The organism is Oceanobacillus sp. FSL K6-3682 (genome assembly GCF_037976165.1).
Lineage (GTDB): Bacteria > Bacillota > Bacilli > Bacillales > Amphibacillaceae > Oceanobacillus > Oceanobacillus sojae.
In genome coordinates this window covers 762,231-785,162 of sequence record NZ_CP150263.1, presented here as the reverse complement: position 1 = coordinate 785,162, position 22,932 = coordinate 762,231, and the positions used below count along the sequence as shown (strand labels likewise).

Below are 22,932 nucleotides of genomic sequence, written 5' to 3'. Positions count from 1 at the left end.
CTCGTATTTCTATGTTACTACTATTATATCGCAAAAAACGACAGGAATCTCTATCCAGCTCATCAATTTTTGCACATTAAAAATGTTAAAGATTTCAGGAAATATTTTCGGTGGGGCGAGTAATCGTAATCCCAATCTCAGCCTAAGTCTTATGAAAGACATTCACCTGACAGCTCGATGAATGCCTTCATTTTCTATATTTCATTTTCTAAAACTAGCAGCTTTTCATAGGCATTTTGTCTTTTTTTATCATGAATTTCCTTTTGCTCCTGCAGCTTTTGCAGCTCTTCTACTTCTTTCGTCTCCGCCATTCTCAGCTCTATCACATAAATTTCTGCTTCCAACTCTTCAATGTGCTTCTCCAGCTTCTCTATCATTATTGACGAATTCTCTATGCTTTTATACGATTTTTTCATATTTTTGCTTGATATTTTAACAGCAGAAGATTGTGCTGCCTGTTTTTCTGACAGCTGCTCTTTCCGTTTTTCCTTTGCCCACGAATAGTTCCCCAGATATTTCGTTATTCGTTTATCTTCTATCCAATATAAATAGTCAAACTGTTTATCTAAAAAGTAACGATCATGGCTCACGGCAATCAGACTTCCTTCAAACCCTTCCAAGGTTTCTTCCAATACTTCTCTTGAATCAATATCTAAATGGTTTGTCGGTTCATCCAGTATAAGTGTATTGATATCCTGATGCATCAGCTGCGCTAATCGGAGACGCATTTTTTCTCCGCCGCTTAATTGTGTTACTTTCTGAAAAACATGTTCCCCGTAAAAGAGAAACTTTGCCAGAATATGCCTCGCCTTACCTTCTGTCACTGAAATGGCTTCACGAAAGGTTTCAAGCACTGTCTGATCAGGAGCAATATCATGAAACACATGCTGAGACAGGTATCCATACTTTACATTACTGCCAATAATAACCTCTCCTTGATCCGGCTCTAAATTACCGAGCATGAGCTGGATAAGGGTTGATTTGCCTGTTCCATTCTCTCCGATAATAGCAACGCGATCCTGATAACGGATATGCATCTCTGCATTTTCAAAAAGCAATTTTTCTCCAAATTGCTTTCGTACATCTGTCATCATAATAACGTCCTTGCCGCTCCTTCCTGAACTATCCAATTCCATTTGCATCTTTTTCCGGTTTAACTGCGGTTTATCCAGCTTGTTCATCCGCTCCAATGCGCGCTCCATATTTTTTGCACGCTTATGCAGTCCCTCGTTTGGCGGATTAGCCCGATTTGCCCACTCTCTCAAACGTTTAATTGCTTCTTTCATCTTCTTTATTTTCTTCTGCTGCTCTTCATAATCCTGGAACTCCCGGATCAGCCTTTCTTCCTTTTCTTTCACGTATCCAGAGAAATTCGTATGATAAACAGCAAGCTCTCCATCTTCTAAATCTAAAATTCTTCCTGCTACCTCATCCAAAAAATAGCGATCATGCGAGATAACGACAACTGTTCCCCCATAATTATTCAGAAATTCACCAAGCCATTCAACAGCCTGCAGATCCAGATGGTTTGTCGGTTCGTCTAATAAAAGTAAATCCGGGACCTGGAGGAGTATTTTTGCTAAACCGACTTTTGTTTTTTCTCCGCCACTAATTTGGTCAAAAGGCTTCTGCAACAGATCATGAATTTGTAAACCTGCCGAAATTCGGTCAATATTTGCTTCTAATTCATATCCGCCCAGTACCGTAAAACGCTCCTGAGCTTCTCCGTATGCGCTGATATTTGCAGCCAGCTCCTGTTCTGAGCCAGGGTTCTGCATAGCCTGCTCCATTTTTTTCATTTGTTTTTCCAATGCTGTAATTTCTCCGCTTGATTGTTTTAAGATATCAAATACACATACACCTTCGTCTGGATTAGGGATTTGTTCTAAAAAGCCGATGCTTATCGCTTTTTTCCAATGAATATTTCCTTCATCCTGTTTCGTGATGCCCGCCATTAATCGTAGCAGGGTACTCTTGCCGCCACCGTTTCTTCCGACAATACCGATACGTTCTTTCTCTTTTACCTCTAAGGATAAATTTTCAAATATAATATTCCCGCCGTACATTTTCTTTACTTGATTCATTTGACAAATCATTTTTATTCTCCTTTATCCTCTCTGCATGAAGATAAGGCAACAAAAAAACACACAAAGAGCTATCCTCCCTGTGTGCTTGTATGGTTATTTCATTTCGTTAATAAACCGTACTATATCAGATGCAGAGATGCTTTTTTGCTTTCGTATTTGCTATTAAATTACTAAAAAAGGACAGACGTGTCCCGTCAGCAGCAAATAGCGCAAATTTCGCACGGCAGTAATATAAGAATTCCATCCAGTCTCCGCACGATTTCTCGGCTTGTAAAAACATCTCTACACCTCCATTCTATTAGTAAATTATATTCATTATATAAAAATTTTGTTCTGTATGCAACATTTCCTAGTCTGCTTCCTAATCACCTGATATTTATTATTCTTTTATTGACTAAAAAACTAATCCCCTCTGAAAATAACTTAAAATTCTAATATTATAATAGATATTCTTTTATTTTGCGTTATACTCATAACAAGGAGGCTAAAATAATGCTGACACAAGACAAAACAGTTCAAGATTCTATTTTATTTATTCAACAAAATTTGGATAAAGATCTTTCGCTCAGCGCGCTTGCTGATGAAGCAGCTTACAGTCCGTACCACTTTTCCCGCCTGTTCAAACGTCAGGTTGGTGTGTCTCCAATGTACTTTATTTCTAGTTTACGGCTGCAGCTTGCTAAGAAATTGTTGCTTGAAACTGCATTTCCAATCCGGGACATTGGTCTTGAAATTGGGCAGCAGAGTCTGGGAACTTTTACTACACGTTTTACAAACAGCATCGGAATGACACCTGCCTCATTTCGTGCTACCCGTAAACATTCCGAAGAATATATGACACATTTGAAACAAAGCAGCTTACAAAATACAGTAATGAATTCTTCTTCTTTTCAACAATTATCTGGGTCTATTCATACAGAAGAACCCTTTAATGGTATTATTTTTGCCGGGCTGTTTCCTAAACCGATTCCAGAAGGATTACCCGTCCGTGGAACCTTATTAATGCATTCAGATTCTTTCCATATAACGAATATCCCTGTTGGCACCTACTTTCTGATGGCAACAGCTGTATCGTGGGGAATGGATTCTAAATCAATTCTTATCCCGCATGAAACATTACGGGCACGTCACCCCTATCCAATTTGCATTGATGGAAAACGCCCTTTACCTGAGACACATCTTATCATGAGAAAACCTGAAATTACAGACCCGCCCATCCTTATTTCCTTACCTTTATTAATGAAGCATTTCCTGCAGCGTTCGCCTATTTCTCATTAAATTTTAGATTAGAGCAATCGAGAAGAAATCTGCGAAAACAGCTGCTGCTATACTGTAAAAAAGAAGAAAAGGAGTGAGATAAGTTGACGGTTTCAAGAGAGCTTATGGAGAAGTTTAATATCGCTTTTGCCAATGGTGATGTTGATTTTATCTTTGAAGCAGCTGCAGAAGATATTGTCATGAACGAGATTGGTCACGGTATCACTGAAGGGAAAGCTGCATTTATTGAAAAAATGGAGCCTATGCGTAATTATAAGGCAGATGTCTATAAAGTTTACCGGACGTTAATTGATGGTGATACTGCTGTGGTAGAAGGTGAAATGCAGTTTACAGATGAAGACGGCTTAGCAACCTACTATTTCAATGATTGGTATACTTTTAAGAATGAGAAAATAACAAATCTGACTGCATACTTGATTAAACAAACGCAGGAGAAATAGGAGGAGAAATGCGATGTCGACAGGAGTATATGCATATATCACAATGGATGGCACAGGGAAAGAAGCGATTGATTTTTATAAAAATGCACTAGATGCTGAGGTGTCAGGAGTTCAGACTTTTGGCGATTTACCTGAGAATCCGGAGTTTGCTCTCCCGGATGAAGCAAAGAATCGCGTACTGCATGCCCAGGTACAAGTAGGAAATACGTATTTTATGCTGTCCGATACATTTCCGGACCAGCCTCTAGACACAGGTTCACAAGTGAACGTCTGTGTGACTTTAGAGAACGTCGAGAAATCCGAATCGGTATTTGAAAAGCTGAAAGTGGACGGTAAAGTACTTATGCCGCTCCAGGAAACACACTGGAGCCCGTCTTATGGACAGGTGAAGGATAAATTCGGCATCACCTGGCAAATCTCAACGAATCTTCAAGAATGCATGTAAGTTCATTTTCCTATATAGATGAAAGCAAATATGTTTTATTCTACTCTTACCAGGCCTGGTGAGAGTTTTTGTTTTAAATCCTGCTTTCAACTCAAAAAGTAGAATGAATTCCATGGTTTAAAGTAAGTAATGATTCCGTGAAATGGCTGACGAATGGTATAAGCTCTATACCCCTTCATTATCAAAACGAGTAAAAAAATGCAATAATATAAGATAAATATTTCCATAAAATCGCTAACAGAAGGGAGGGAGAAAACGTTGACTTTTATTGGTTTATTATTTTATATTATTGCTATCGCTATTTTTATTTTAAAGCTAAAGATTGTTTTAACCGGCGAAGTAGTAGAAGGAAAAATCATAGGCTATGTGCGCGGAGCAAAAGGCCACTAGGGAATAGTCGGGTATAATTACAGACTCTTATTAGAATAAAATGATGAGATTTATTATGTAACGTCAATGGATGGATTCACTACTTCGAACGAAGTAGTACCAAATAAAAATTTAGGAATGTATTGTAAGGTCTACTTCAACTCAGATTATCCGGATAAAAGAGTAACCCTGAAAGGTTTTCATAAAACGGAATGACTTGCTTTCTTTTTATTTTGAGCAGGAGCTTTAACAATTGTCATTGATATAGCTCTGATTATTCAAAACAACTAATGGTAAATACATCTACAGAACCTGTCAAACAGACACCATAAACAAATTGTTTGAATTTTCCTCATTGGAAAGGTAGGATTTTAAATATAAGCGAAGGGAGAGTATATACAGATGACAAATCAAATTCCAGAAATCACATTACATGATGGACTTCAAATTCCTTCTGTCGGCTTTGGTACGTACAAGCTGAAAGGAGAAAGCGGTGCGCAGGCAATTAATCACGCTATTACGAATGGCTATCGTCTGCTGGATTCCGCATACAATTATGAAAATGAAGCTACTGTCGGAGAAGCAATACGCAGATCCTCTGTGCCACGTGAAGAATTGCTTGTAACATCTAAGCTTCCTGGACGTTACCATCATTATGATGATGCGATTGTTACCATTCAAGAATCATTGCTTCGGGCAAACTTAGATTATTACGATCTATACCTGATTCACTGGCCAAATCCTATTCAAGATAACTACGTCGAAGCCTGGCAGGCATTAATCGATGCCAAAAAATTTGGTTATATTCGTTCCATCGGTGTATGCAACTTCTTACCAGAACATTTAGAACGTCTCAAAAAAGAAACAGGTATTTTGCCGACGGTGAACCAGATTGAATTACATCCGTTGTTTAATCAGGAAGAACAATTGAAATTCCATGAAGAGCATCATATCGCAACAGAATCATGGAGTCCTTTATCAAGAGCAAGTGATTTACTCCAGGATGAAACATTACAAAAGGTTGCTGATCAGCACAACAGAACTATTTCACAGATTATTCTCCGCTGGCATTATCAGCTGGGAGCGATTGCTATTCCAAAATCAGCATCACCAGTCCGCCAGAAGGAAAATATCTCTATCTTTGACTTTGAATTAAGCAATGAAGAGATGACAATAATCAACAGTCTTACAAAAGCTGATGGACGTTTGAAAGATCAGGATCCGGCTGTTTATGAAGAGTTTTAATAGATATGAAAAAAAAGAAAAGTCTCCACCTTTCATTTCAGAAAACATTTATATGGAAAAAGCTGATGCACAATCGTTTAGTTGTACATCAGCTCTTTTATTTCTTATTCCTCTTACATATTGAAATGGAAGGTTTATCTTATGAGCCAGTCTCTTCTCTGCGCGCAAACTCCAACAGGGATCATTAAGCATACCTCTTGCAATAGCTACAAGTTAAGTCCTTCATTCATGCTTTCTATGAAAGCATGAATGAAGGACTCGTTTAATCAGCTTATAACCCGTACTTTTCTTTATCTAAGTTCAGCTCTTTACAAAGCTCAACTAATTCTTCATGAAGGCTATCCGCAATATCCACTCCCGTTTCTAACCTTTTTTGTTTTGTTTGAGCTTCAATCTCACCTGGCAGATAAATATGTCCATTTTCATCAATTTTTTCAGAGTTTACAATAATATCTGTAAAATCATCTAACCTATCATAAAATCTGTCTAAAGGCATAATTTTATCAATATCTATTACAATCATCGTGCAGCCTACTTTATTAGGCTTATCATAGTCTAATAAGGATATATTTTTGCTATAATTTGCACCTGATAATACCCCTGCTAAAATATCCATAATCAGAGTCAATCCATATCCTTTATGACCGCCGATAGGTACTAATGTTCCTTCCAGCCCTTTATCTGGATCTGTTGTTGGATTCCCTTCTGTATCTAATGCCCAGCCCAATGGAATCTCTTCACCCTTTGAGCTTGCCAACTGAAGCTTCCCGCCGGCAACGACACTGTTTGCGATATCTAATGTAATAGGATCTTTACCTTTTCTTGGAATAGAGAAGCATAAAGGATTATTTCCTAAAACTCTTTCTTTTCCTCCCGAAGGTGCCATCAACGAACCTGCATTCGTAGTTAAAAACCCAATCATACCTTGTTCAGCAGCCATTTGAGCATAACAGGCCCCGGCACCTATATGATTGCCGTTATATAAAGTGGCAAAACCAATACCTTTTTCCCTTGCTTTTTCGATCGCTTTTTCCATTGCTAACTGGGCTGGATAGTGCCCCATTCCATCATCTGCATCTAAAACGGCCATTGTGTCAGTTTCTTTCACCCATTTTGTATTTGGTTTTGCATTAAATGCTCCAGACTGTAACCGCTCAATATAAACAGGAACTCGCATAATACCATGTGTATCTGTTCCTTGCTTATCTGCAAAACTGATATTCTTTGCACAAATTTCAGCTTCTTTTTTATCTACACCTACAGCTTGTAAAGCGTCTAAAGTAAAAGTTTCTACGTTGGATAATTTCATTGTATACATTTATATTTCTCCCTCGTCTTATATATTTTAAGAGCCTTTTGTCCTTAATATTTAATTAGTTTTCTTCTGTTAACTAATTAGCCTTTTCAGAAGTAACATCATTTGATGCTGCATTCTCTGTTAATGGATTCTTTTGAGCACCAGTCAGCTTAACTAATAAAGATAAAGCAATTGGTAATAATATCGCTGTGGTCACAGCTGATGCTGCTACTTGCACAGTTGATACAGCTTCAACAGATGCGAAAGCAGGATTAGCCGCAGCTATTACAGCTGGAACCATGACTGCATTACCTGCTGTTGTTCCCTCAGCAGCACCGACAATTGGATTCCATTTAAATAATTTAAATACGAAAAATGCAGCGCCCCCAGTAAATATTAAAGTAAATACACCTAAAAGTACTCCACTTAATCCTCCTTCCAGTATTGCTGTTAAATCGATTCCCATTCCTAAAGCAAAAGCCAAAAATGGTATAATCATATCGCTGCCACTAACAAAAAAGTCTCTCATTTTCCCATCTAAATTCCCCAGGACAACACCGACTAGCAATGGTATTAATACAGATATGAATGGCATGATAGAGAACATGCCTTCTACAAATCCCATGAATCCCAATATTGTAAAAGCCAGCATTGTTAATAAAGGGCCATCATTTAAAACCAGTATAGAGTAAGCTGCCTTATCATCCTGTTTACCATATTGTGATGCTACAGCCATATACATAGCACCGTTACTATTCGACATCGCAGCCATAATAGCTAAAGGTGCAAGTCCTAACCAGAGACCAGACTCTCCACCGAACCAAATAGCCAGTAATGTAAATATTACCGCTACAAACCATTTTACTGTTAAAAGTGTTACCCCTTTTGCAACACTTGTACCAAAGCTTCGAAGATTTAACTGGGCTCCGGCACAGACAAGATATAATGCAGCTAAAACTGGAACAGCATCTACAAATAACGCTTGGGTAAACCCGTCAATTCTTAATGCATTTGGAGCCACAGTATTAACTATTGCCCCCAGTAAAAGAGGGACTACCATCATCCCGCCAGGAATTCTCTCTAAAAATCTTTTAATCTCCATATATTTCACCTCTTTTATACTAGTTTTCTTAGGAAATTACTCTTAAATAGAAATGTTAAAAATCTTATTTATTATATTTGATTACTGACGATATCAAGAGTTTTTTCCAATATATTCCTGGTTTCTTTTTCATTATTTAGATAGTTCTCCGCATCTCTTCCTCTTACTTCTGCTGCTACACGTAAGCCGTTCTCTTTTCTTATACCAAGTTCATCCGCTTTCCTTAAAATAGATGCCATTTTATCCACTGTTAGAAATCCCGGCTCTCCAATCGGCATATGATTATCACCATATAAACTATCTTTATCGTTCAGAACTGCGTTAGAAAAATGAATTTGATGCGTCTCACATTTTGCTTTTTCTAAAGCTTCGTTAATATCTTCTCCATTTAACGCTGCATGTGCCGTATCAAAAGCTAAGCCAATATTACTAAATTGTTTTTTTACTCGACGAATCAATTCAACAGCATCTTTTGTCGGACCAATTATCCGTTTTTTATGCGCTTCCCGATCTAATGGTTCAACTAAAACATCCATATTATAAGTAGCGGCTTCTTCACAAAGTTCACATATACTTTCATATAATCCTTCTATAGCATCCATACGTCTTGCACCACCTGGATCCGCCCCAGTTACAAATGCGATATTGGATACACCACACTCCGCTGCACCATAAAGGCTTTCTTTCAATTGTTTTACTGTTTCTTTTCTTAATTTTGAATCAAGTGATGAAACATCCAGTCCATTCCTATCGATGATAAAAGTCAACCATTGTGTCAGCTCATAATTATTTTCTTTTGCTAGGTTTAAAATTCTCTTTCTCTCAGAAGATTGAGAGATATCTCCAATCTCATAAGAGCGATAAAATCCTTCTTCCGATAATTGTTCGATAATATTTGCTGTAATGTTATCTTTATCTTTTACTGGAAAGAAAATTTCTGGCACTAATAAGGAAGGTATAAATCGATTTGTCATTTTCTTCTCTCCTTATTTACAATCGTTTTCAAGTTCTTTTCAACATATTTTCCAACATTTAAAATAACTTTATCTGGATCTGCCCCAGCTTCTTCTGTTTCTTCTTCAATCATGATCCACCCTTGATAACCACTATCTTTGAGCGTCTGTACGATATAAGGGAAATCAATATCTCCTGTCCCCATTTCTCTCCATTCATTATTGTTAGAGCAATCTTTAAAATGAACATGTTTAATAATAGAAAGATTATCTTTAATAATTTCTTCTGGACGCATCCCTCCAGCTTTTATATGACCTGCATCCGGTGTATAGCTCATATAGGATATATCTAAAAGGTCAAATAAAACATCGTAATCCTCTTTCGTTCTAAAATAGGATGTTTCTGGAGAAGCCGGGTGAAAAGAAGCTTGCACGCCTTTTTCATATGCTCGTTTTCCAACGGCGTTTGCACAACCAATAATTTGCTTTTGGCGTTTCAGCAAATTGTCTCTATTAGCTCCTACTCGTGACGGAAGATTCATTAATGCTCCAGGAAAATTTGTTAAATAATCAATGTAATAATCTGCACGTTCTCTTTCGCCTTTTGTTTCTTCATCGTTCTCCCATGTAAATGGTACTGTTAATGAAGCCAGCGAAATTCCTCTTTCATCTAATGACCGTTTTAACTTTTCAGGGTCATTTTGATACCTTCCCAGCATGGCAACCTGAACATCTACCCCTTTAAAACCTGCATTACTTACCGTATCCATTACTTCATCAAGGTAATCCGTTTCTTTATCGTAGTCCAATTCCCAAGTAGAAGTATGACACCCAAATTTAATACGCATTTGCAATCCTCCTGTTTCTATTAGAATCCGATAGCGTTTTCATTTTCTTCAACACGACGTAATTGCCTTATTTCCTTTTATTGCTAGCAAAAGAAAGGGCTTTCATTATGGAACAAAATTGTTCAGTGGATTTATATTAACACACCAAACTTTGTTTTTCCATAGGAAGAACTAAATTTATATAAATTTTTTTTTATTATTTTCCAAAAATGCTTATATAATAATGTTTTAAGGTGTTAAAATATACTTAAATAAATCGTTTTTTCAAAGCAAATGAAGTATATCACTGTAAATATGGTTTAAAAATGCATATAATTATTATATAAAATGAGATAATAAGCATTTTTTCTATAAAGTAAAGCTACAAAATATAGTTTGAATAGATCTTAACCTTATATCCTCATAGTGATATACAGACATTTGCCGCAGGGCAAAAAGTTTAAGCCAAAGGTTAAAATTTTTACTCCTTAATACCTTTGTTTGTTCTTAGGAAATGCAAAGTTCTCTTTAATTACTTTCATTACATTTTTATGCTCTAAACATAGCGGAAGGAATGATATTTAAAGTGGAAACGATTACTGCAGACCAGTACTTGGTCAAAAAAATTAATAAAGCATTAATTTTAAGTATAATAAGAGACCACTCTCCTCTTTCAAAGCCTGAAATTGTCACTAAATCCGGGCTTAATCGTGGAACAGTATCTCGATTAGTTAATGAGCTTGAATCAGATTCGATTATTAAACAATTAGGCGAAGGGGTATCCTCAGGAGGCAGAAAACCAACTATGTATTCCATAAATGGGGATTCCGGGTTTGTTATTGGGATTACTGTTAAGTCCAAACTATTAGAAGTTGCCTTAGCTGATCTAAATGGACAAATAGTCAAGCGTTTTACAAAGGAGTTAAGAAGTAACACACCAAAGTTTGTTATAAAAAATATCATTGAATCCATTAAAGAAATGCAGGATCATGCTAAAGAAAGCCTCTTTCAAATTACGTGTATTGGTATTGGTTTTCCAGGTATGATTGATGAGAACGGTACAGTTTTAAAAGCACCATCTTTAAAATGGAACTCTGTGGACTTAAGACAAACTATTGTCGATACATTTCGAATTCCTTGCGTTGTAGATAATCAGGCACGGGTTGGTTTGATTGGAGAAAAGCAATTTGATAAGAATAACCTTTTAACCGATACCTTGTATATAAGTGTCGGCAACGTCATAGGAAGTGCCGCTACTATAAAAAATGAATTATTTCGCGGCTATAATGGATTATCTGGAGAAGCAGGGCATCTTATCGTTAAATACAATGGTAAAAGATGCTCTTGTGGAAGTAAAGGCTGCTGGCAAATGTATGCTTCCACGAATACCCTGCTAAAGAAACTTTCGAGTGTACCCAAGGTAGCAGAACATTTAGATGCCAGCCCTTTTTCACAGCTTTCTGTTGAATTCCTGGAAACACTGGCTGGTCAAAATAATCCGTTAGTGATAAAAGAGATAGAAGAAATAGGGCGTTTTCTAGGTATAGGTCTCATCAGTCTTGTAAATGTTTTAAACCCTAAAAACGTTTTAATAGGAGGAGATATTACCAAACTCAAAAAGTGGGTTGAACCTTCTCTGATTGAAACACTTCGCTCAAATGTATTACCTGATCACAATAAAAACTTAGATATTTTATTTTCTGAATTAGGTTCTGATTCAACCATTATTGGCGCCATTGCTATTGCATTAACACACTTTTTTGAAAATGATTATCACGTTAGCTCTGAATAAATAATTATTTCTTAATAGTAATTTCAAAAAAGATACGCTTTTCATGGACCTCTTTTAATTTTACTACATTCATATCAGGTACTGCTTTCACTTCGAGTTTAAGACAGTATTCTTTGAATAGTATACCATCTATGCAAACACATTATATCGGTTCGCACCAAAAATTGGAAGATACGCTGCTAACAGCGTTCTCTAGACAAAAAATTGATAAAAAAAATATTCTCCAAATTACAATAACAGAAAGGAAATAAAAAGAGATGAAATATGTCATTGGAATAGACTTAGGGACTAGTGCAGTCAAACTTTTATTAGTAAACATGAATGGAAAAGTGATTCAAGAAATATCAAAAGAATACCCTTTAATGCAAGAAAAAGCCGGGTACAGCGAGCAAAACCCGGAAGATTGGGTAGAGCAGACAATAGCTGGACTGGCTGAGCTTACAGACAGCTTTCCTGGAGATGTATCTGATATTGAAGGAATCAGCTTTTCCGGACAAATGCATGGTCTTGTATTATTGGATGAGAACCATGATGCTATTCGACCGGCTATCCTATGGAATGATACACGTACTACAGAAGAATGTCAGGAAATTACAGAACAGGTTGGCAGAGAGAAACTTCTCCATATATCAAAAAACATAGCACTGGAAGGCTTTACACTGCCTAAAATAATATGGGTAAAAAAATATGAACCTGAAAATTATTCGAAAGCAAAGCTGTTTTTATTACCAAAGGATTATTTGCGCTTCCGATTAACCGGCCGGTTACATATGGATTATTCGGATGCTGCAGGGACACTTTTGTTAGATATAGAGAAGCGTTCGTGGAGCGATGAAATTTGCACAGCGTTAGATATTGATCCTGAGCTGTGCCCGCCACTTGTTCCCTCTCATGAAATGGTTGGAAATATCGATGAAATTATAGCGGAGAAAACGGGACTTTCTGAAAAAATCAGCGTATTTGCCGGCGGTGCTGATAATGCCTGCGGAGCGATTGGAGCAGGTATTTTGGAGGAAGGAAGAACGATGGCCAGTATCGGTACTTCTGGGGTTGTTTTATCTTATGAGGATGCCGGTAATAAATCATTTGCAGGAAAGGTACATTACCTTAACCATGCTGCTCCCGATGCTTTTTACACCATGGGAGTTACGCTTGCTGCAGGTTATAGCTTATCCTGGTTTAAAAATACTTTTGCCAAAGAAATGACATTCGATGATCTTTTACAAGAAGCAGCAGACGTTCCTGTCGGGGCAAATGGTCTCCTGTTTACGCCTTATATTGCCGGAGAACGTACCCCTCACGTTGATGCATCTATCCGGGGCAGCTTTATTGGCATGGACAGCTCTCATAAACGCAAGCATTTTACAAGAGCAGTTATGGAAGGAATCACTTTTTCATTAAATGAATCTTTAGAAATTTTCAGGGAGAATGGAAAGTCAGTCGATACCGTTATATCTATTGGCGGCGGGGCAAAAAGTACAATGTGGCTGCAAATGCAGGCAGATATTTTTAATGCCACGATAATAAAACCAGGCAGTGAGCAAGGTCCGGGAATGGGGGCTGCTATGCTGGCTGCTTACGGATCAGGCTGGTTTGAAACGCTTCCGGAATGCGCTTCTGTTTTCCTGGAGGATGCACAAACGGTGGAGCCAATACGTGAAAATGTAGAAAAATACAAGGAACTCTTTACATTGTATAAATCTGTTTATGCATCAACAAAGCAAATCAATAAGGATTTAATGAAATATCGAAACGGGAATGAAGTGTAGTCATGTATCACATGTTTCTCACCTTATGAATAACCTGTAGTGGTACGCTAAAGCGAGAGGTGGAGGAGCATGGATTCATTGTTTACACTGGCATATCAGATTGGTTCTCTATATATTATTGTTGCAATTGGCTGGATCATCAGACGGAAGAAGCTGATCTCTGAACAAGGGCAGCGTGCTATGACAACTTTATTATTATATGTGGCTCTACCCTGTCTGATTATCAGCTCCATGCATATACCTTTCCAGTACGAACAAGCTTATGGCGCCTTCATTATGTTTGTCCTTTCCATCTATATTATGGGAGGGACCCTTTTTTTAAGCCGGTTTATTACGAGAAGGCTGACATTGCCGAGAGAACGTAAAGCGGTATTTGAAAATGTTATTTTATTTGGTAATCAAGGGTTTATCGGCATGGTCATTATTCTGCAGCTGTTCGGCCAGGAGGGAATTCTGCTTGCTTCTGTATTTAACCTGATTTATTACGTTTTGATGTGGACATATGCCATTTATATTATGAACCCTGGTATGCTTCCAGATTCCAAAGCTGTGTTTATCTTGAAAAATCCCGGCTTTTTAGCAACAGTGTTCGGTTTTATTTTATTTATCTTTCCTGTTCAAATTCCTGCTTTTATTATGGAGCCGATAGCGACCATCGGGCAGATGACAGTACCTTTATCCATGATTATGATCGGTATGATGATTTCAACGATTACTTTTTCTGATGTTATTGCATATATGAAGGATATTTTTGTTTATATCGCCGTCATAAGCCGGTTATTTATTTATCCAATCCTCTTTTTTCTGCCATTACTGTTATTTCATCTTCCTTTTGAGTGGTTTATGATAGCATGTCTGCTTTCTGCGACTCCAAGTCCTGCCACGATAAGTATGTATGCACAAGTATATGGGGGAGACGTGGAATTTTCTGCGGTGGTTGTCTTTTTCTCCACCCTTCTTTCGGCTATCAGCATTCCTCTGGTTTATTTACTTTTTTTATATTTTATTTAGAAGATGTATGTTACACCCTCTTGACCATTATTTAAGAACGAAAAGAGCTTGCAAAAAAGGACGAATGATTCACCCGTCCTCTGCTGCTTTTATTTCCACCAATCATTATAAATGGACGCAATCGGCTCACGCTTATGCATCGTTTTGATATAGTGAGCCTCAATAACTTCTTTTGCTTCCTGAGACACTTCTTTACCTTCTAAATAATCATCCACTTCTTCATAGGTCACACCTAATGCTTCTTCATCAGCTAAGGCTGGACGTTCATCTTCCAAATCAGCAGTAGGCTTTTTCATATAAAGATGCTCAGGACAGCCCAACTCTTTTAATAACTGCTTTCCCTGTCGTTTATTTAAACCCTCGAGCGGCACAAGATCGCAGGCTCCATCTCCATGCTTTGTAAAGAACCCGGTAATTGCTTCTGCTGCATGGTCTGTACCTAATACAAAGCAATTATGCATACCGGCAATACTATATTGTGCCTTCATGCGCTCTCTTGCTTTTTCATTTCCTTTTAGAAAGTCACTGATAGTTATACCTGCTTCATGTAATGCTTTATCACTGGCATCCACAGCTTTTTTAATATTTACTGTGAATATCTTCGAAGGCTGTACAAACTGAATTGCATCTTCTACATCATCAGCATCACCCTGTTTTCCATATGGGAGCTTTACGCCAATAAATTGATAAGATTCCTCTTCATGCTCTTCGTTTAATTCGTCAATCGCCAACTGGGCTAATTTTGAAAGTAGTGTAGAATCCTGGCCGCCTGATATTCCAAGAACAAAGCCTTTTGCAAAACTAAATTTCCGCAAATAGTCCTTCATAAAATCAATACGGTTACGGATTTCTTCTTTTGGATCAATTTCCGGTTTTACATGTAATGCTTTAATAACGGATTGTTGTAATTCACTCATTTATAGACACTCCTTTATTAGAAACTGCCTATTCACCTGTCTTAGCGAATCAGCAGTTTTTTCACTTGGCTTACTGAATTTTTATCTGTTTTGCAGTTGGTGACGATTTACTCGCACAACCGGGAACTTCTGCTGCAAATGATACTTTTCTAACATGGAACTAAAGATTTTGGTCCTGCTTTACTTTTTTCTTCACATTTTCAATATGCTCCATTTTGTTATTCCATAGTTTTATACTTAAATCAACAGGATATTCAGCCGGATAGTTTGTCCGCTTATATTCATCCCAGAACAGCTGAAGCTGGTTTTTCGCATAATTTTGTACATGCAGCAAACTTGGGCATTCGTAGACGATTTGACCATTTACTGCAATATCATGATGCAGATCAACTGCATCAAAATTAGAAACCATTTTCTTATAGTACGTATGGATTGGATGGAAAAGCATAATTTCCGCTTCTTGATTAGGATCTTCATCCTCTAGTGTCAGATAATCACCTTCCGTATGATGATTCCCTTTATTAATAATCCGATAAACTTTTTTCTTCCCTGGTGTTGTCATTTTTTCAGGGTTGCCAGATAATTTAATCGTATCTACCATTTCTCCCTGTTCATCCTCAATAGATACCAGCTTATAAACTGCTCCAAGTGCGGGCTGATCATATGCTGTAATCAGCTTTGTTCCGATTCCCCAAACATCAATTTGCGCATGCTGGGCCTGAAGACTTGCTATCGTGTATTCATCCAAATCATTAGAGACATAAATTTTTGCATCGGTAAATCCAGCTTCATCCATCATTCTTCTGGCTTCCTTCGAAAGATATGCCAGGTCGCCGCTATCAATCCGAATACCTTTAAAATCAATTTTATCTCCTAATTCTTTAGCTACTTTAATAGCATTAGGAACACCAGAATAAAGTGTATCGTAGGTATCCACTAAAAAGACACACTCACGATGACGCTCTGCGTATTTTTTAAATGCAACATATTCATCACGATATGCTTGAACCATCGAATGTGCATGTGTACCAGATACAGGAATCCCAAACAATTTACCAGCCCGGACATTGCTTGTTGCGCTGAAACCGCCGATATAAGCCGCTCTTGTCCCCCATACTGCAGCGTCCATTTCCTGTGCTCTTCTTGTACCAAATTCCATTACAGGGTTATCTCTGACCAGTTGTCTGATACGTGATGCTTTGGTAGCAATAAGTGTTTGGTAATTCACAATGTTTAATAAAGCTGTTTCCAGCAGCTGCGCTTCTTCTAAAGGAGCTTCTACCCGGACAATCGGCTCATTTGCAAAAACAATTTCCCCTTCACGCATTGATTTCAAAGAACCTGTAAACCGGAGATCGCGTAAATGATCAATAAAATCTTCTTTATAGCCAAGGTCCTTTAGATAGGTTAAATCTGATTCACTAAATCGAAAGTTGTGTAAATACTCAATAATTCGTTCTAATCCCGCATATACTCCATAGCCGTTTCCAAACGGCAGCTTGCGAAAATATAAATCAAACACTGCATTGCGATTATGTATTCCATCATGCCAATACGTTTCAGCCATATTTATTTGATAAAGATCTGTGTGCAGCATTAAGCTGTCATCTATATAATTCATTTCCGATTTCCTCCTGTGGGTTTATATGTTTCCAATTCTATTACCAAATAGATGAGAAAACAATATTATCATTAAATCGATATAACTGAGACGGCCTGAACGAATTCCGTTCTGTTTTCTTTAAGTTCCCATTCGTATCGGCAACCTTTTCCAGAAAAGGTAACTTAGGTGCTTTGCCAAAAAATACAGATGTATTTGTAATTCTGGAATGATCAGATACAGTCATCAGTACACGCTGTAATTCAGATAAAGTAAATTCTTCAGGTAAAAAGTTTCTTGCAACCGTTGAATGATGCATATCCCATTCAATCAATGACACAGCATCTGCAATTATTTTTTGATGGTCGAATGCTAAAGAAAGCTGCTTTATTTCTTCCAATGAGAACAAGTCGACTTCCTCTGCATCATCCGCCGCCTCTCTTTTCTCAAGCTGAAATTCCGGCACAATTGCATAATGCGCATTTGATATAATCCAACCGCGAGGGTCTCTTCCCCATGCATCATATGTTCCAAAATGCTTTAGAAAAACTTGATCAATTCCCGTTTCTTCTTTTAGCTCTCTTGCTGCTGCCTGTAAAGCTGTTTCCCTTCTTTTGGCGTCAACAAACCCGCCAGGCAAAGCCCACTTACCAGCTTCCATATTAGGGTTGCCTTCTGCATCTATTTTAGCCCTTTTAATCAACAAAAGCTTCAATATTTTCTTCGGTGGTTCTTTTTTACGCTGTTCTTTTGCTTCAGTATTTTCGGATACAATGGTAAATACAGCAATATCACTCGTATAACCATCTGGTGTAACGTATTTTGATTTATCCTTCATCTAGTGTTTTTCACCTCCACCGAATTCCATAATTAGTAATTTGTAATTTAATAATTACTAATTATTATAATCAAAAGAAACAGAATGTCAAACAATTAAGAATAAAAAACGGGAAGCACCTTTACCTCCCGTTTTATCGTAATTAATCCTCAGCGTATTTAATAACTGCATCATGTAAGAGAGAAACAATTTCCCTTCCTGCACGGTCATTATAATATTTCGCAAATCTTTCATCCGTTAAATACATTTGTACCAAGTCTTTATGCGCTTCTGCGGAATAATTTGGCCATGAATACATCAGCCATTTTTTATGAAGCTCATACACTTCTTTTGCTTCTGGTGTGTCTAAATTCTTTGTCTTTGTTAATTTCTCCAGTTTCGTAAATAATTCATCTTCTATTCTCTGCATTTCCTGAAAATCTGCTTCGCTAAGATTCATAAATTTTTCATTCGATTTTCCAACTGTTTCCTTACCATATTTTTCTCTGATTTCTTCCCCATACAGTCTTTCGTTCTCTTCCAGACGTTCTTTCTTAAATCCTTCAAATTTTTCTTCCGCTGTCATTATAATCTCTCCCTTTGTATATTGAATTGTTTTTCTCACAGTGGCTAACAATTGATTTAACTTTTCTTTCTCTGCTTCGAGCTTTCGCTGATGCTCTTCTAATGCAGTGAGCGTATGAAAATCAGGATCATCCAGTACTGAATGAATCTGCTCCAGCTTCATTCCTAAAGAACGATAGAGAAGAATTTGCTGCAGCCGATTTAATTCCTTCTCTTCATATAGACGGTATCCTGAATCGGAAAGCCCTGCAGGCTTTAATAAATCAATTTGGTCATAATACCGGAGTGTACGTGTACTGATACCCGACATATCAGCTACTTGTTTGATGGAATATTTCATTCCTTTTACCTCCCTTCAATTCCTAATATAGAGATTTACGCAGCGTAAAGGTCAAGGATTTTTTTAATTTATAATAAAACCCATCTTAAATTAGTCTAAGATGGGTTTATCTTACCTTATTTTAAATAATACCATTAAAAATTTGTCCACCATTTAAATCAATAATCTTTAAACGATTCGTATCTTTAATAAAAATCGTTTTGTATTTTTTCTGGTTAGCTTCATCACCAATAAATAAAATTCGTTTATGCGGATTATCCTCCACAACTTGAACAGAATCATTTCCTGATGGAATTTGATTTTGAATAACTTCCATTTCTTTCTGTGTACTTTCTCCTGTTTCTTCTTCAAAAGCCATTACTTCATTATCTTCTGTAAGTTCTTCTGCTTCTCCTGTGTTGGCATAGATTCCTGTTAGTAATAATGCTCCTGCTGCTGTCGATAGTAAAATTGTCTTCATTGGTAAAAACCTCCTTGATATATTAACAATTACCAGTTTACATGACTGCTTCTTATAATGTCCTTAGAGAAAAATGAGAATTTGCTGAGAAAGCCTGGCGTTTATTTTCCCGGGGATAGGGAAAAAGATACTATACTTATTTTCTTTAACAAAACTTCTGTCAAAATAAAGCTCCACAAATCTTTATTATTTACGTACTAAAAAATGCAGTAAACAATTCATACTACCAACACAGGCGGAGGAACGAAAATGAACAAAATATATGATGCTATCGGTATTGGAATCGGCCCTTTTAATTTAAGTCTTGCTGCTTTAACAAATGATTTGCAGGAATCAGAAATTTTATTTTTTGAGCAGGAGGCTTCTTTTGATTGGCATCCGGGAATGCTGTTAGAAGGCATGGACCTGCAAACACCATTTATCGCAGACCTTGTAACATTTGCAGATCCTACAAATCGTTTTTCTTATTTAAATTATCTTCACAAGCATAATCGGATGTATTCCTTTTTCTTTTTTAACCGCTTCACCATTCCCAGAGAGGAATACAATGCTTATTGTAAATGGGTTGCTTCAAAATTAAATAATTGCCTGTTTGGACAATGTGTAACAGATGTGAAAGAGGTATCGGGTAAATCCTGTTATGCAGTTACTGTTCATTCCATAGAGGATGGCAGTGAAGAAATATATTATGGGAAACATATTATTTTAGGAACAGGCAGCATCCCAAACATTCCAGAAGCGTTACAAGGATTTCCAGAGGAGGATATTACGCACACCAGCCGCTATACTTATTTTCAGGATACTTTAAAGCAAGGAAGCTCCATTACTGTCGTTGGCTCAGGACAAAGTGCATCAGAGGTATTTTATGATTTATTAAAGGATCAAAAAGAACGTGGCTATGCTTTAACTTGGTTTACGCGTTCCAGCGGGATTTTCCAGAAGGAGGATACCGGACTGGGCAGAGAAGTATTTTCTCCCGAGTATGTTGATTACTTTCACAATCTGGCAATGGAAGACCGGATGGAATCGCTTGAAAATTTAAGCACTATCCGAAATGGGATAGATCCTAAGCTGCTGGAAAAAATTTATGAGCTGCTCTATAACCGCTCCATTGAGTCTCCTTTGGACCAGATCACTATCCAGACCAATACTGCGGTAAATGCAATTGAAGCGAGGACTAATTCAAACAGAGAAAGCTACAGCCTGCAATGTAAGCAATGGCAAAAAGGAGAAAAATTTACTTATCCTGCAGACAAAGTTATTCTTGCAACCGGGTATAAACCGCATCTCCCAGAATGGCTGAATAATTTTCATGAGAAAATAGAATGGGAGGATGAAAAAAGATTCCGCGTGACAGCAGATTATCGGCTTGTTTTTAAAGACTCCCGCGAGAATCAGATTTATATCTTAACAAATATTGAGCATTCTCATGGATCCAGTGCCACAAACCTTGGATTGTCAGTATTACGCAATCAAAAAATTATTAATTCCATTGCTGGCAAGGAAATCTATACCATACCAAATCAGGCAGTCTTCCAGCAATTTGAAATGAAAAAATCATAATTACAAAAAAAGATGCCAGATGTGTTTCATACACATTTAGCATCTTTTCTCTACATCAAATCCATTTCCAACCGTACCATATCTACAACCTGTATTCCGTTTTCAAAGATCGGTTCATCATAATGACGCAAAAAGAAGTCACGATCAATGGAAACCATCCGAAAACCGCATTTTTGATACAGTGCCAGCTGAGTAACTCCTGAATTACCTGTTCCAATTTCTATCGTACGGTAATTTTGCTTCTTCGCCTCCTGAATAGCGTGTAATACCAACTGTTTTCCCCAGCCTTGTCCCTGATAACCTTCATCAACAGCAATATTTACGAGCTCCACTGTATCCGGTCTTGTCGGCAGAAGGACATATACTCCGATAATCTTTTCTTCCTTCTCCAGTACATGGCAGGTTCCTCTTGAAGTATAATCACGGACTAATCTTTCTGATGGATCTGCGAGTAATAACAGATTCATAGGCAATGTTTCTTCTGCAAGCAACTGACGAATCATATTTTCTGCTCCTTTTTTTATTAAATAGACTTGTTTCTTTACTGTAATTCTTCTAACATTAGGAATTATATATTGAATATAGTATACCAACTTTTTCAACTTCAAAGGAGTTTAAAATGGATGTTATTACTGTCGCCCTAACAGTCATTATGATGGGGTTTATTTTATTCACCGGTGCGTTGGTCGCCCTGAAAAATACAATTACATATGAAGCAAAACAGCTGTTTATGAGCGTTATTATTAATGTTGCCGTTCCATTTATTATTTTAAATGGTGTGTTCAATACTGAGTTAACAGATGATGTGTTACATCAAGTTGTTCTGATGTTTATCTTCAGTGTCAGTTTTAATATTTCAGCTGTTGGTATTTGTTTTTTATTCGGAAAAATCATTGGCTTCTCTATAACAAAATCAAAACAGCTTGCTTTACTTGCTGCTATAGGGAATTCTGGATTTATCGGCATTCCATTATGTGCTGCTATCTTCGGCCCCATCGGTGGTTTGCTTGCCGCTATTTTTGATGCAGGGCTGGATGTAGTAGTTTTCTCTCTGGGAATCTATCTTTTGCAAAGTGAAGACCGCTTTGAATGGAGACATTTAAAAGCACTTATAAACATGCCTTTAATTGCTATCAGCTTTGGACTGATTTTTGCATTCAGCGGCTGGGATGCTTCCGTTTTAATGAAAGATTTAGCTAGCATGCTCTCCGCATTGGCTGCTCCGATGGCTATGCTTTATGTCGGTTTTAGTCTGCCAGACCTTTTCCGAAGTAAGCAGCCTTTATTTTTCCGTGAATTGTGGATGCCACTAGTGTGGAAATTACTTATTCTTCCAGTGATAGTAATGATTATTCTTTCTTTTATGCCTATAGAGACCATGTTGAAGCATATATTGGTGATTCTTACCTGTATGCCTACCTTTATGCTCTCCGCTGTTTTATTTTCCCGTTATACGGATAAAGAACAAGATGCAGTTGTTACATCTGTATTTTCCACCCTGCTTGCATTAGGGACGATTCCTTTTATCGCCTGGCTGTCTACTTTTTGGATTGGCTAAGTCATAGACTAATAATGTAATAAAAGCAGACGCATATTTCACTTATGTGCGCCTGCTTTTATTCTATCGTTTCTTAATGATAAACCAATTTTTCGCACCAATGGTAAGAACAATTAATAAACAAATTAATCCAACAGCGTGAAACAATATGGCTTTTGTCAATCCACCGAGTATAATACCTAACAAACCAACCACAAAAAGCGGGGAGTATTTTTTATTTAGAGTCACTTCAACCTGATCTCCGTCGTTAACAGTCAAAGAGTTGCTGTAGAAAAAGCTCTGATTAACTGTTATCTCAGCTGTATCTTCAGGAGCAGCTGCAATAAATACATCATTATTTTTCAGCTTCCCTTGTGCTTCTCCATTAACATTGACCTTTATACTGGACAATCCACCAAGTGGACCTGTATTTCTGTTAACATGAACCTCCATCTATGTACCCCTTCCATCATTTTTATTCAGCTAGAATATATCAAA

Annotated in this window: 23 protein-coding genes; 10 read left to right on the top strand and 13 right to left on the bottom strand. The window is 37.3% G+C overall.

Translation table 11 applies throughout. The features are described from left to right. Positions 1 to 194: 194 nt before the first annotated feature. Together abc-f and MHH51_RS04030 are read right to left on the bottom strand one after the other, a co-directional pair. Positions 195 to 2,096: an ABC-F type ribosomal protection protein gene (gene abc-f / locus MHH51_RS04035; RefSeq protein ID WP_339284615.1), complete on the bottom strand. Its 1,902-nt coding sequence runs from the start codon at positions 2,094 to 2,096 to the stop codon at positions 195 to 197. 115 nt (positions 2,097 to 2,211) lie between these two features. Then, positions 2,212 to 2,367, bottom strand: coding sequence for an RAxF-45 family protein (locus MHH51_RS04030; RefSeq protein ID WP_156985745.1), 156 nt, complete (start codon positions 2,365 to 2,367; stop codon positions 2,212 to 2,214). A 212-nt stretch (positions 2,368 to 2,579) separates the two neighbouring features. Between MHH51_RS04030 and MHH51_RS04025 the strand changes: the two genes are divergently transcribed. The 5 genes from MHH51_RS04025 (at position 2,580) to MHH51_RS04005 (ending at position 5,864) form a co-directional block, all read left to right on the top strand. After that, positions 2,580 to 3,365 carry a helix-turn-helix transcriptional regulator gene (locus MHH51_RS04025; RefSeq protein WP_339284614.1) on the top strand — a complete coding sequence of 262 codons (786 nt, stop codon included), beginning with the start codon at positions 2,580 to 2,582 and terminating at the stop codon, positions 3,363 to 3,365. An 83-nt stretch (positions 3,366 to 3,448) separates the two neighbouring features. Beyond that, a complete protein-coding gene (locus MHH51_RS04020; RefSeq protein WP_147210754.1) occupies positions 3,449 to 3,805 on the top strand; it encodes a nuclear transport factor 2 family protein in 357 nt (118 codons plus the stop codon). 13 nt (positions 3,806 to 3,818) lie between these two features. After that, positions 3,819 to 4,250, top strand: coding sequence for a VOC family protein (locus MHH51_RS04015; RefSeq protein WP_147210753.1), 432 nt, complete (start codon positions 3,819 to 3,821; stop codon positions 4,248 to 4,250). Between the two features lie 258 nt (positions 4,251 to 4,508). Continuing rightward, positions 4,509 to 4,640: a hypothetical protein gene (locus MHH51_RS04010; protein ID WP_339284611.1), complete on the top strand. Its 132-nt coding sequence runs from the start codon at positions 4,509 to 4,511 to the stop codon at positions 4,638 to 4,640. 381 nt (positions 4,641 to 5,021) lie between these two features. Continuing rightward, a complete protein-coding gene (locus tag MHH51_RS04005) occupies positions 5,022 to 5,864 on the top strand; it encodes an aldo/keto reductase (RefSeq protein WP_147210752.1) in 843 nt (280 codons plus the stop codon). 271 nt (positions 5,865 to 6,135) lie between these two features. On the opposite strand, the gene MHH51_RS04000 is transcribed toward MHH51_RS04005, so the two are convergent. From MHH51_RS04000 to MHH51_RS03985, 4 genes are all read right to left on the bottom strand, one after another. Then, positions 6,136 to 7,182, bottom strand: a complete 1,047-nt coding sequence (locus MHH51_RS04000; RefSeq protein WP_339284609.1) for an Ldh family oxidoreductase — start codon at positions 7,180 to 7,182, stop codon at positions 6,136 to 6,138. 73 nt (positions 7,183 to 7,255) lie between these two features. Beyond that, the gene (locus MHH51_RS03995) at positions 7,256 to 8,263 is read right to left on the bottom strand and encodes a 2-keto-3-deoxygluconate permease (RefSeq protein ID WP_339284607.1); all 1,008 of its coding nucleotides are present in this window, start codon (positions 8,261 to 8,263) and stop codon (positions 7,256 to 7,258) included. A 71-nt stretch (positions 8,264 to 8,334) separates the two neighbouring features. Next, complete coding sequence (locus MHH51_RS03990) at positions 8,335 to 9,237, bottom strand: sugar phosphate isomerase/epimerase family protein (RefSeq protein WP_147210749.1); 903 nt, start codon at positions 9,235 to 9,237, stop codon at positions 8,335 to 8,337. Continuing rightward, the gene (locus MHH51_RS03985) at positions 9,234 to 10,064 is read right to left on the bottom strand and encodes a TIM barrel protein (protein ID WP_339284605.1); all 831 of its coding nucleotides are present in this window, start codon (positions 10,062 to 10,064) and stop codon (positions 9,234 to 9,236) included. The genes MHH51_RS03990 and MHH51_RS03985 overlap by 4 nt, the downstream gene beginning before the upstream one ends. Positions 10,065 to 10,629: 565 nt before the next feature. Between MHH51_RS03985 and MHH51_RS03980 the strand changes: the two genes are divergently transcribed. The 3 genes from MHH51_RS03980 to MHH51_RS03970 all read left to right on the top strand — a co-directional run bounded on the left by MHH51_RS03980 (position 10,630) and on the right by MHH51_RS03970 (position 14,615). Then, on the top strand, positions 10,630 to 11,835 hold the full coding sequence (locus tag MHH51_RS03980) for an ROK family transcriptional regulator (RefSeq protein ID WP_339284603.1): 1,206 nt from the start codon (positions 10,630 to 10,632) through the stop codon (positions 11,833 to 11,835). Between the two features lie 257 nt (positions 11,836 to 12,092). After that, positions 12,093 to 13,604 (top strand): xylulokinase, encoded by a 1,512-nt coding sequence (xylB, locus tag MHH51_RS03975; RefSeq protein ID WP_339284602.1) that lies wholly within the window; start codon positions 12,093 to 12,095, stop codon positions 13,602 to 13,604. A 69-nt stretch (positions 13,605 to 13,673) separates the two neighbouring features. Beyond that, positions 13,674 to 14,615 carry an AEC family transporter gene (locus tag MHH51_RS03970; RefSeq protein ID WP_147210745.1) on the top strand — a complete coding sequence of 314 codons (942 nt, stop codon included), beginning with the start codon at positions 13,674 to 13,676 and terminating at the stop codon, positions 14,613 to 14,615. 89 nt (positions 14,616 to 14,704) lie between these two features. On the opposite strand, the gene nadE is transcribed toward MHH51_RS03970, so the two are convergent. The 5 genes from nadE to MHH51_RS03945 form a co-directional block, all read right to left on the bottom strand. Then, entirely contained in the window at positions 14,705 to 15,532 is an 828-nt protein-coding gene (gene nadE, locus MHH51_RS03965) for an ammonia-dependent NAD(+) synthetase (RefSeq protein WP_147210744.1), read from the bottom strand. A gap of 160 nt (positions 15,533 to 15,692) precedes the next feature. Then, on the bottom strand, positions 15,693 to 17,153 hold the full coding sequence (locus MHH51_RS03960) for a nicotinate phosphoribosyltransferase (protein ID WP_147210743.1): 1,461 nt from the start codon (positions 17,151 to 17,153) through the stop codon (positions 15,693 to 15,695). A 40-nt stretch (positions 17,154 to 17,193) separates the two neighbouring features. Next, the gene (locus tag MHH51_RS03955; RefSeq protein WP_147210742.1) at positions 17,194 to 17,970 is read right to left on the bottom strand and encodes an NUDIX domain-containing protein; all 777 of its coding nucleotides are present in this window, start codon (positions 17,968 to 17,970) and stop codon (positions 17,194 to 17,196) included. A 142-nt stretch (positions 17,971 to 18,112) separates the two neighbouring features. Beyond that, positions 18,113 to 18,874: a MerR family transcriptional regulator gene (locus MHH51_RS03950; RefSeq protein ID WP_339284598.1), complete on the bottom strand. Its 762-nt coding sequence runs from the start codon at positions 18,872 to 18,874 to the stop codon at positions 18,113 to 18,115. A gap of 121 nt (positions 18,875 to 18,995) precedes the next feature. Further along, positions 18,996 to 19,334, bottom strand: coding sequence for a hypothetical protein (locus MHH51_RS03945; RefSeq protein ID WP_339284596.1), 339 nt, complete (start codon positions 19,332 to 19,334; stop codon positions 18,996 to 18,998). A gap of 249 nt (positions 19,335 to 19,583) precedes the next feature. Here MHH51_RS03945 and MHH51_RS03940 point away from each other — a divergent pair, with 249 nt between their 5' ends. Continuing rightward, complete coding sequence (locus MHH51_RS03940) at positions 19,584 to 20,897, top strand: SidA/IucD/PvdA family monooxygenase (protein ID WP_339284594.1); 1,314 nt, start codon at positions 19,584 to 19,586, stop codon at positions 20,895 to 20,897. 50 nt (positions 20,898 to 20,947) lie between these two features. Here the strand turns inward: MHH51_RS03940 and MHH51_RS03935 are convergent, their stop codons facing one another. Beyond that, the gene (locus MHH51_RS03935; protein WP_147210738.1) at positions 20,948 to 21,400 is read right to left on the bottom strand and encodes a GNAT family N-acetyltransferase; all 453 of its coding nucleotides are present in this window, start codon (positions 21,398 to 21,400) and stop codon (positions 20,948 to 20,950) included. Between the two features lie 116 nt (positions 21,401 to 21,516). Between MHH51_RS03935 and MHH51_RS03930 the strand changes: the two genes are divergently transcribed. Continuing rightward, positions 21,517 to 22,455, top strand: a complete 939-nt coding sequence (locus MHH51_RS03930; RefSeq protein ID WP_339284592.1) for an AEC family transporter — start codon at positions 21,517 to 21,519, stop codon at positions 22,453 to 22,455. A gap of 63 nt (positions 22,456 to 22,518) precedes the next feature. Here the strand turns inward: MHH51_RS03930 and MHH51_RS03925 are convergent, their stop codons facing one another. After that, positions 22,519 to 22,887: a hypothetical protein gene (locus tag MHH51_RS03925; RefSeq protein ID WP_147210736.1), complete on the bottom strand. Its 369-nt coding sequence runs from the start codon at positions 22,885 to 22,887 to the stop codon at positions 22,519 to 22,521. Between the last annotated feature and the right edge of the window lie 45 nt (positions 22,888 to 22,932).

What these genes read in the sequence shown, in the direction of transcription:
- abc-f (WP_339284615.1), bottom strand. Translation starts at nt 2,096, where the DNA reads ATGATTTGTCAAATGAATCAAGTAAAGAAAATGTACGGCGGGAATATT.
- MHH51_RS04030 (WP_156985745.1), bottom strand. Translation starts at nt 2,367, where the DNA reads ATGTTTTTACAAGCCGAGAAATCGTGCGGAGACTGGATGGAATTCTTA.
- MHH51_RS04025 (WP_339284614.1), top strand. Translation starts at nt 2,580, where the DNA reads ATGCTGACACAAGACAAAACAGTTCAAGATTCTATTTTATTTATTCAA.
- MHH51_RS04015 (WP_147210753.1), top strand. Translation starts at nt 3,819, where the DNA reads ATGTCGACAGGAGTATATGCATATATCACAATGGATGGCACAGGGAAA.
- MHH51_RS04005 (WP_147210752.1), top strand. Translation starts at nt 5,022, where the DNA reads ATGACAAATCAAATTCCAGAAATCACATTACATGATGGACTTCAAATT.
- MHH51_RS04000 (WP_339284609.1), bottom strand. Translation starts at nt 7,182, where the DNA reads ATGTATACAATGAAATTATCCAACGTAGAAACTTTTACTTTAGACGCT.
- MHH51_RS03995 (WP_339284607.1), bottom strand. Translation starts at nt 8,263, where the DNA reads ATGGAGATTAAAAGATTTTTAGAGAGAATTCCTGGCGGGATGATGGTA.
- MHH51_RS03990 (WP_147210749.1), bottom strand. Translation starts at nt 9,237, where the DNA reads ATGACAAATCGATTTATACCTTCCTTATTAGTGCCAGAAATTTTCTTT.
- MHH51_RS03985 (WP_339284605.1), bottom strand. Translation starts at nt 10,064, where the DNA reads ATGCGTATTAAATTTGGGTGTCATACTTCTACTTGGGAATTGGACTAC.
- xylB (WP_339284602.1), top strand. Translation starts at nt 12,093, where the DNA reads ATGAAATATGTCATTGGAATAGACTTAGGGACTAGTGCAGTCAAACTT.
- MHH51_RS03970 (WP_147210745.1), top strand. Translation starts at nt 13,674, where the DNA reads ATGGATTCATTGTTTACACTGGCATATCAGATTGGTTCTCTATATATT.
- nadE (WP_147210744.1), bottom strand. Translation starts at nt 15,532, where the DNA reads ATGAGTGAATTACAACAATCCGTTATTAAAGCATTACATGTAAAACCG.
- MHH51_RS03960 (WP_147210743.1), bottom strand. Translation starts at nt 17,153, where the DNA reads ATGAATTATATAGATGACAGCTTAATGCTGCACACAGATCTTTATCAA.
- MHH51_RS03955 (WP_147210742.1), bottom strand. Translation starts at nt 17,970, where the DNA reads ATGAAGGATAAATCAAAATACGTTACACCAGATGGTTATACGAGTGAT.
- MHH51_RS03950 (WP_339284598.1), bottom strand. Translation starts at nt 18,874, where the DNA reads ATGAAATATTCCATCAAACAAGTAGCTGATATGTCGGGTATCAGTACA.
- MHH51_RS03945 (WP_339284596.1), bottom strand. Translation starts at nt 19,334, where the DNA reads ATGAAGACAATTTTACTATCGACAGCAGCAGGAGCATTATTACTAACA.
- MHH51_RS03940 (WP_339284594.1), top strand. Translation starts at nt 19,584, where the DNA reads ATGAACAAAATATATGATGCTATCGGTATTGGAATCGGCCCTTTTAAT.
- MHH51_RS03935 (WP_147210738.1), bottom strand. Translation starts at nt 21,400, where the DNA reads ATGATTCGTCAGTTGCTTGCAGAAGAAACATTGCCTATGAATCTGTTA.
- MHH51_RS03930 (WP_339284592.1), top strand. Translation starts at nt 21,517, where the DNA reads ATGGATGTTATTACTGTCGCCCTAACAGTCATTATGATGGGGTTTATT.
- MHH51_RS03925 (WP_147210736.1), bottom strand. Translation starts at nt 22,887, where the DNA reads ATGGAGGTTCATGTTAACAGAAATACAGGTCCACTTGGTGGATTGTCC.